This is a genomic window from Escherichia sp. E4385, from assembly GCF_963883145.1.
Taxonomy (GTDB): Bacteria; Pseudomonadota; Gammaproteobacteria; order Enterobacterales; family Enterobacteriaceae; genus Escherichia.
Genome location: NZ_CAWOOJ010000010.1, coordinates 123,002 through 129,667, shown reverse-complemented (window position 1 = coordinate 129,667; position 6,666 = coordinate 123,002). Strand labels below are relative to the sequence as shown.

At 51.7% G+C, this 6,666-nt stretch carries 6 protein-coding genes and 1 pseudogene; 2 read left to right on the top strand and 5 right to left on the bottom strand.

The genetic code is table 11. From position 1 onward, the window contains the following. Both AACS80_RS09850 and AACS80_RS09845 read left to right on the top strand, forming a co-directional pair. Positions 1-1,137: autotransporter outer membrane beta-barrel domain-containing protein (locus AACS80_RS09850; protein WP_138183769.1), on the top strand; the 1,137-nt coding region annotated here is incomplete at its 5' end. A gap of 133 nt (positions 1,138-1,270) precedes the next feature. Then, positions 1,271-1,903: a LysE family transporter gene (locus AACS80_RS09845; protein WP_130218317.1), complete on the top strand. Its 633-nt coding sequence runs from the start codon at positions 1,271-1,273 to the stop codon at positions 1,901-1,903. A 24-nt stretch (positions 1,904-1,927) separates the two neighbouring features. Here the strand turns inward: AACS80_RS09845 and AACS80_RS23955 are convergent. From AACS80_RS23955 to AACS80_RS09825, 5 genes and pseudogenes are all read right to left on the bottom strand, one after another. After that, positions 1,928-2,075 (bottom strand): annotated as a pseudogene (locus tag AACS80_RS23955) (hypothetical protein); the annotation flags it as partial. Positions 2,076-2,302: 227 nt separating this feature from the next. After that, positions 2,303-3,352, bottom strand: a complete 1,050-nt coding sequence (yahK, locus tag AACS80_RS09840) for an NADPH-dependent aldehyde reductase YahK (protein ID WP_130261253.1) — start codon at positions 3,350-3,352, stop codon at positions 2,303-2,305. A gap of 236 nt (positions 3,353-3,588) precedes the next feature. Then, complete coding sequence (locus AACS80_RS09835) at positions 3,589-3,999, bottom strand: ASCH domain-containing protein (RefSeq protein WP_135490852.1); 411 nt, start codon at positions 3,997-3,999, stop codon at positions 3,589-3,591. A gap of 319 nt (positions 4,000-4,318) precedes the next feature. After that, positions 4,319-5,701, bottom strand: coding sequence for an amidohydrolase family protein (locus AACS80_RS09830; RefSeq protein WP_131161597.1), 1,383 nt, complete (start codon positions 5,699-5,701; stop codon positions 4,319-4,321). Between the two features lie 9 nt (positions 5,702-5,710). Then, positions 5,711-6,661, bottom strand: coding sequence for a carbamate kinase family protein (locus AACS80_RS09825; protein WP_000661631.1), 951 nt, complete (start codon positions 6,659-6,661; stop codon positions 5,711-5,713). Between the last annotated feature and the right edge of the window lie 5 nt (positions 6,662-6,666).

Genomic DNA, 6,666 nt, shown 5'->3' with positions numbered 1-6,666 from the left:
ACCAGTGAAATTCCCGCAGGACCGTATACTCCGGTACTACCCGTCATCCCGGAACCCGATCCTGAGCCACCTGTAACACCTGAGCCCCCTGTAACACCAGAACCGCCAGTGACACCGGAGCCGCCTGTTACGCCATCTGTTCCACAACCAGAACGAAAACATCTGTATCGCCCGGAAATTGGTAGCTATCTGGCCAATATTCAGGCGGCAAATACGCTGTTTAATACCCGGCTGCATGACCGTCTGGGGGAAACACAATACACCGACCTGCTCACTGGCGAACAGAAAGCAACCAGTTTGTGGATGCGTAACATTGGCGGGCATAACCGCTTTAAAGATCGTTCGGATGAATTGAGCACCCAGAGCAACCGTTATGTTCTGCAACTGGGCGGCGATCTTGCGCAATGGAGCAGTAACGCACTCGATCGCTGGCATCTCGGCCTGATGGCTGGCTATGCCAACAGCAAGAGTCACACGCATTCCAGCCTGACCGGATACAGCTCACGTGGGCAAATCGACGGCTACAGTGTGGGCGTGTATGGCACCTGGTACGCTAACGAAGCAGACAAAACCGGGACTTATGTTGACAGCTGGTTGCTCTATAACTGGTTTGATAACACCGTCTCCGGCGAGTATCTGCCCAGTGAAAAGTATCACTCTGACGGCATCACCGCCGCCATTGAAGCGGGTTACACCTTCCGTCTCGGTGAAAGCGCTGATGCCCGCACCAGCTACTGGTTGCAGCCCAAAATGCAACTGACGTGGATGGATGTGAAGGCAGACAATCATACGGAAGACAATGGCACGCTGGTTGAGGACAGCACCGAAGGCAACCTGCAAACACGTCTGGGGGTGAAAGCGTATCTGCAAGGTCATCATGCTATTGATGATCATAAAGAGCGTTCTTTCCAGCCTTTCGTGGAAGCCAACTGGATTTATAACTCACGCAATTACAGCGTGAAAATGGATGGCATCAGCGATGCAATTACTGGCACGCGTAATATTGGCGAGTTAAAAATGGGGGTAGAAGGTCAGCTTACCCCGCGTCTGCAACTGTGGGGCAACGTCGCCCAGCAGTTGGGTGACAATGGTTACAGCGATACCCAGGGAATGCTGGGCGTGAAATATCTCTTCTGATACCCCTTTGCCACCTGTCACAGTACGGGTGGCACTCTCTTAGATCGACAACCTTTGTGATCGCGCTCGCATTCAGTCATTTTTACTATAAATATGATGAAGTTAATTCAGCTTATTTATGGGTGAAATCACTATGGACCCCTTGCACGCCGTTTACCTGACCGTCGGACTGTTCGTCATCACCTTTTTTAATCCGGGGGCAAATCTCTTTGTCGTGGTACAAACCAGCCTGGCCTCAGGCCGTCGTGCAGGTGTACTCACCGGGCTTGGCGTGGCGCTTGGCGATGCCATCTATTCCGGGTTGGGATTGTTTGGGATGGCGACGCTCATTACCCAGTGTGAAGAGATTTTCTCACTCATTAAAATCGTCGGCGGCGCTTATCTTTTATGGTTTGCCTGGAACAGTATGCGCCGACAATCAACACCACAGATGAGCGCATTACAGCAGCCGCTTAATGCTCCCTGGTATGTATTTTTCCGCCGTGGACTCATTACCGATCTCTCTAATCCACAAACAGTTTTATTTTTTATCAGTATCTTCTCAGTGACGTTAAGCGCAGAAACGCCGACCTGGGCGCGGTTTATGGCCTGGGCGGGGATTGTGCTCGCATCTATTATCTGGCGTGTATTTCTTAGTCAGGCGTTTTCTTTACCCGCCGTGCGTCGTGCATACGGGCGTATGCAGCGCGTTGCCAGTCGGGTTATTGGTGCGATTATTGGTGTCTTTGCGCTACGGCTGATTTATGAAGGAGTGACACATCGGTGAGCTGATAATTGTAACCAACCCAATTGAGAAATTGGACCGCCATCGAGGCCTCGAACCCCGTACCATACAACAATCCTGGTTGTCGTCTGCTCTTCCTGATGAGCTAATGGCGGTTTTTTGATACGAACCTTACAGCATATTTCCTGTCAGGCCCTGGTGCGATGCATAAGATACAGAAACTGCCCTACGCGAACATGACGGAATTATGATTTTTTTCATATGAATGTCAACTCGTACATTCACAAAATATATTTATTGATCGTTTAATAAGCAGCACTGGGTCATGTCGACTGATCGCTTTACACAGGCAGCGAGCTCTTGCCCCTGCCCTGAATGTTGTCGCTCTCTTAGTGCCGGAGAGCGACGTTATATGTAGCACTACACGCTATATTTAATTTTTCAGTCCGTTAGCGTGCCATTATCAATCACAAAGCGATATTTCACATCGCCGCGCAACATTCTCTCATAGGCTTCGTTAATTTGATCGGCCCGAATCATCTCTATATCAGCTACGATGCCATGTTCGGCGCAGAAGTCGAGCATCTCCTGGGTTTCTGGAATGCCGCCAATCATCGAGCCGGCAATTGAGCGACGTTTCATGATCAGGTTGAAAACCTCCGGCGACTTATGCGGCGTTGCGGGAGCGCCAACCAGCGTCATGGTGCCATCGCGTTTCAGCAAAATCGTAAAATCATCGAGATTATGCGGCGCAGCAACTGTATTTAAAATGAAATCGAAACTCTTCACGTGGGCCGCCATTTCATCGGCATTACGCGAGTTAACGACTTCATCAGCCCCCAGGGCTTTTGCCGCTTCGCGTTTTGATTCAGAAGTGGTAAACGCCACCACATGCGCCCCCATAGCGTGGGCCAGCTTGATTCCCATATGCCCCAGACCGCCAATGCCGACCACGCCCACTTTTTTACCTGGCCCGGCCTGCCAGTGGCGCAGCGGTGAATAGGTCGTAATGCCTGCACACAGCAACGGCGCAACGGCGGCAAGCTGCTCTTGCGGGTGGCGAATACGTAAAACGTAACGCTCATGAACAACAATTTGCTGCGAATAACCGCCCAGAGTATGGCCCGGCTCGTCTGGCGTCGGCGCGTTATAGGTCCCTATCATGTGATCACAATAGTTTTCCAGCCCGTCTTCACACTCTTCGCAGTGTTTACAACTGTCGACAATACAGCCGACGCCCACCAGATCGCCCGGCGCATGTTTTTCCACCTGATCACCAACGGCCACCACGCGACCCACAATTTCATGGCCTGGCACGCAGGGATAAACCGTCCCCGCCCACTCCGAACGGACCTGGTGGATATCGGAATGGCAGACGCCACAATAAGCGATTTCGATTTTGACATCATGCGGTCCCGGTTCACGGCGGGTGATGTCCATCGGTTCCAGCGGTTGTTTAGCGGAATATGCACCAATAGCTTTGATCTTCATTGCGTTTACTCCTGATTAGCTATGTGTATTTGGCGATGCCTGATATGTCATCGCGGCAAAACGCGTCCATTGAATATAGCCAATATTTAAGCCGCCCGATCCAGCCCCAACATACCGCGTACCTGAATCAAACAGAGCAGCAACGTTCCCCACAGGGCCAATACGTGTAATTTTTGCCATACGTAAAAGAGTAAAACTGACTATATTTATTTTTTGGGCGCAGATAAATTAATTATCTACACAACGGCAATAAGGGCATACTCTTCGAAGATAACGTCCATTTCTGGCGAATAACTTCCTTCCGCCTCGAAAAAACGACGGTGTTCATTACGCCAATATTTAAGACTGAGATCACCTTCGCCTTCCTTACGGGCAAACTCTTCAGTGACATCTGAAAAGCGCAGTAAATGCAGGCCAATAATTCTGATAACACAAACAGGCTCGCCAGCGCTATTTTGCACAATCTTATACTCACCAATCATCGGAAACGCATTGTCCTCAATACATCCCGCCAGCGAACCACAGGAAGCAGTTTTAACACCAGTCGCAATCAACGTTGCGAGGTGATCGGCCAACGCTGCTGAATCGCCAAAAGTACAACAGGAAGCATGGGGATATTTTTGTGAGATATTTTCTTCTATGGACATGGGAATATTTACGTAATCATGGAAAAATAAATCACATCATAATTACTCTTGATAATAATCAGCAAGAGTATCATTGGTTTTTCCACGCTTAATCTTTTTTATCCGAAGCAGGTCACATTTATGGCTTGATAAATATCTTTGTTAAAACTCTTTTTTTGTGTATTTCTCTCAAATAACCCCCTAAAAATTATGCCTGGAGATTATAAAGTTCAGGATGATTCATTAGCAAACCACTGCCGACACACTCATATTCAGATAGCCCCACTCCCTGGGGCTTAAATCTCTTACTATTCACCGTTGCAGACATATCAAATGCGTATCAACCTGCCACACTCCCCCACACCAGTTGTCCTTTATGGAACGTTGCCGTTCTCGGCGAAATACGCGCCACCGCCTCGGCGGAACAGGAGGCGTCCACCAGCACAAAGCTGGCGTCATCCTGCGCTTTTGGCCACACACGCTCGCCTTTTTCGTTGAGCGGCAATACATCGCCAGTGGCTAAAAACAGCGAACGGGAGAGGTTCTGTTCGTTAGGACGAATATAGAGCTGCGCGTACAGATTGGCTTTTTCCAGCATGTCGCCCAGGCCGTAAGGCGACCAGTGGTCGATAACGCTGTCGGTGCCGGTCATCACTTTTACGCCTTTGTCGTGGAGCTGTTTGAGCGGCATATGCAACGTGCCAATCGGCACCGTCGAGGCGATAGAAATTTGCTGCGCCACCATCCGGTTCGCCAGTTCATCTACCTGTTGCTCGTTGAGCGTTGCCAGCGCAAAGGCGTGACTGATGGTCAGTTTGCCTTTCAGCTGTGGCGTTTTCTCCACCGTTTCAACCATATAATTGATGGCTGCCACGCCTGCCGGAGTGGTTTCGTGCAGGTGAATATCGACGCCTTTGTCGTAGTCCAGCGCAATCTGGAACATGGTGTCGAGGGATTTTTCCATCGCGCCATCGACACTGGTTGGGTCCAGCCCGCCGACGTAATGCGCGCCTGCCTGCATCGCTTCACGCATTAAGGGTTCCGATTTTGACAGCAGCAAACCGTGCTGCGGGAAGGCGACAATTTCACACTCGAACCCCGCCTGACGTCGCGCCAACACCGCCTGCAAATTTTGCAGATTTTTCAGGCCGGAAACCGGTTCGATATTGCAGTGGCTGCGGGCAATGGTGGTACCTTTCGACTGCAATAAATCGATCAGTTTCTCCGCCCGTTCCTGAGTGTAGGGTTGCAGCTCCGGCAGCATTTTCTGCTCGAGCTTAATCATGTCCTGGATGGTGGTGCCTGCCGGGCGATTGAGCGAGCGCCACGGCCCGCCGTAAAAGGTTTTGTCGAGATGAATATGCATGTCGCGGGTGGTGGGCAGCATCAGCTTACCGCCAGCGTCATAGTGCGGCAGCGTGGCGTCCGGATGCTGCTTATTCTCGCGCAGGGCGACAATTTTACCGTCCTGAATCTCCACGGTCTGGCGCGTCGTGCGGGTCTGCACCGCCACGCCATTTTCGTAGTCAAATCCAGTTTCCAGCAGCACGTTGTCGAGATAGTAATGCGGGTCAGTGATTTTCATGGTGTTGTTCGCTTCGCAGTTTGTAGTGCCAGAAACCGCCGCATGGGCGAGCGGCACAGAGGTACCAAACAGCGCAGCGGCGGTAACCATCTTACCGCTCTGGCTCAGAAACTCACGGCGGCTATTGCTTTCTTTCATCTTACGTCCTTACGTTTTAATAATATGGGTGCCCGTTTCGCCACGCAGCGCCGCAGGCAGGCATTCCGGCGTGGTGATAATCACTTCTTTGCCGCCCTGTTCCAGGAATGTCAGGCTGGCGATGATTTTTGGCAACATGCTGCCGGGCGGGAAATGCCCTTCCTGCATATAGCGGGTCATGGTGGCAATATCTACGCGATCCAGCGCCTGCTGCTGCGGCTTGCCAAAGTGAATACACACTTTTTCCACGCCGGTGGTGATCACCAGAATGTCGGCGTGAATTTCGCGAGCCAGTAGCGCGGTGGAGAGATCTTTGTCGATAACCGCGTCCACGCTTTGGTAATCCCCTGCTTCGCTGCGCACCACCGGAATTCCGCCGCCGCCCGCGCCAATTACCACAAAGCCTTGTTGGATCAGCGCCTTAATGGCAGGTGCTTCGACAATACGTTTCGGTTCCGGCGAGGCGACAACGCGGCGATAGCCGCGTCCGGCATCTTCAACAAAACGCCAGTCAGGGTTAGCCTTTTGTAATTCGTCACGCTGGCTTTCACTGAAGAATGCACCGATGGGCTTGGTGGGATGAGCAAAACCCGGATCGTTTTTATCCACTTCCACCTGAGTCACCACGGTGACGGCTTTTTTCTCGCCGTGACGCGCCAGTCGGTTGTTCAGCGCCTGTTGGATCAGATAGCCGATGCCGCCTTGCGTATCTGCCACACAGTTCGCCAGCGGCGTTAAGGGCAGCCCTTCGCGCTCGTGGGCAATCTCCGCACGGCGTAAATCCAGCCCGACCTGCGGCCCGTTACCGTGGGTCAGCACAATGTCGTAATCGGAAGCCAGCATTTCCAGCACCGTATCGGCGACGGCTTTCACCGCCTCCGCCTGATGCTCAATCGACTGGCTGGCGTTATCTTTGATAATGCTGTTGCCACCAATGGCAACGACCACAAGTTCTTTCATGTTGT

Coding starts and splice junctions, on each gene's coding strand:
- AACS80_RS09845 (WP_130218317.1), top strand. CDS start 1,271: ATGGACCCCTTGCACGCCGTTTACCTGACCGTCGGACTGTTCGTCATC.
- yahK (WP_130261253.1), bottom strand. CDS start 3,352: ATGAAGATCAAAGCTATTGGTGCATATTCCGCTAAACAACCGCTGGAA.
- AACS80_RS09835 (WP_135490852.1), bottom strand. CDS start 3,999: ATGTCCATAGAAGAAAATATCTCACAAAAATATCCCCATGCTTCCTGT.
- AACS80_RS09830 (WP_131161597.1), bottom strand. CDS start 5,701: ATGAAAGAAAGCAATAGCCGCCGTGAGTTTCTGAGCCAGAGCGGTAAG.
- AACS80_RS09825 (WP_000661631.1), bottom strand. CDS start 6,661: ATGAAAGAACTTGTGGTCGTTGCCATTGGTGGCAACAGCATTATCAAA.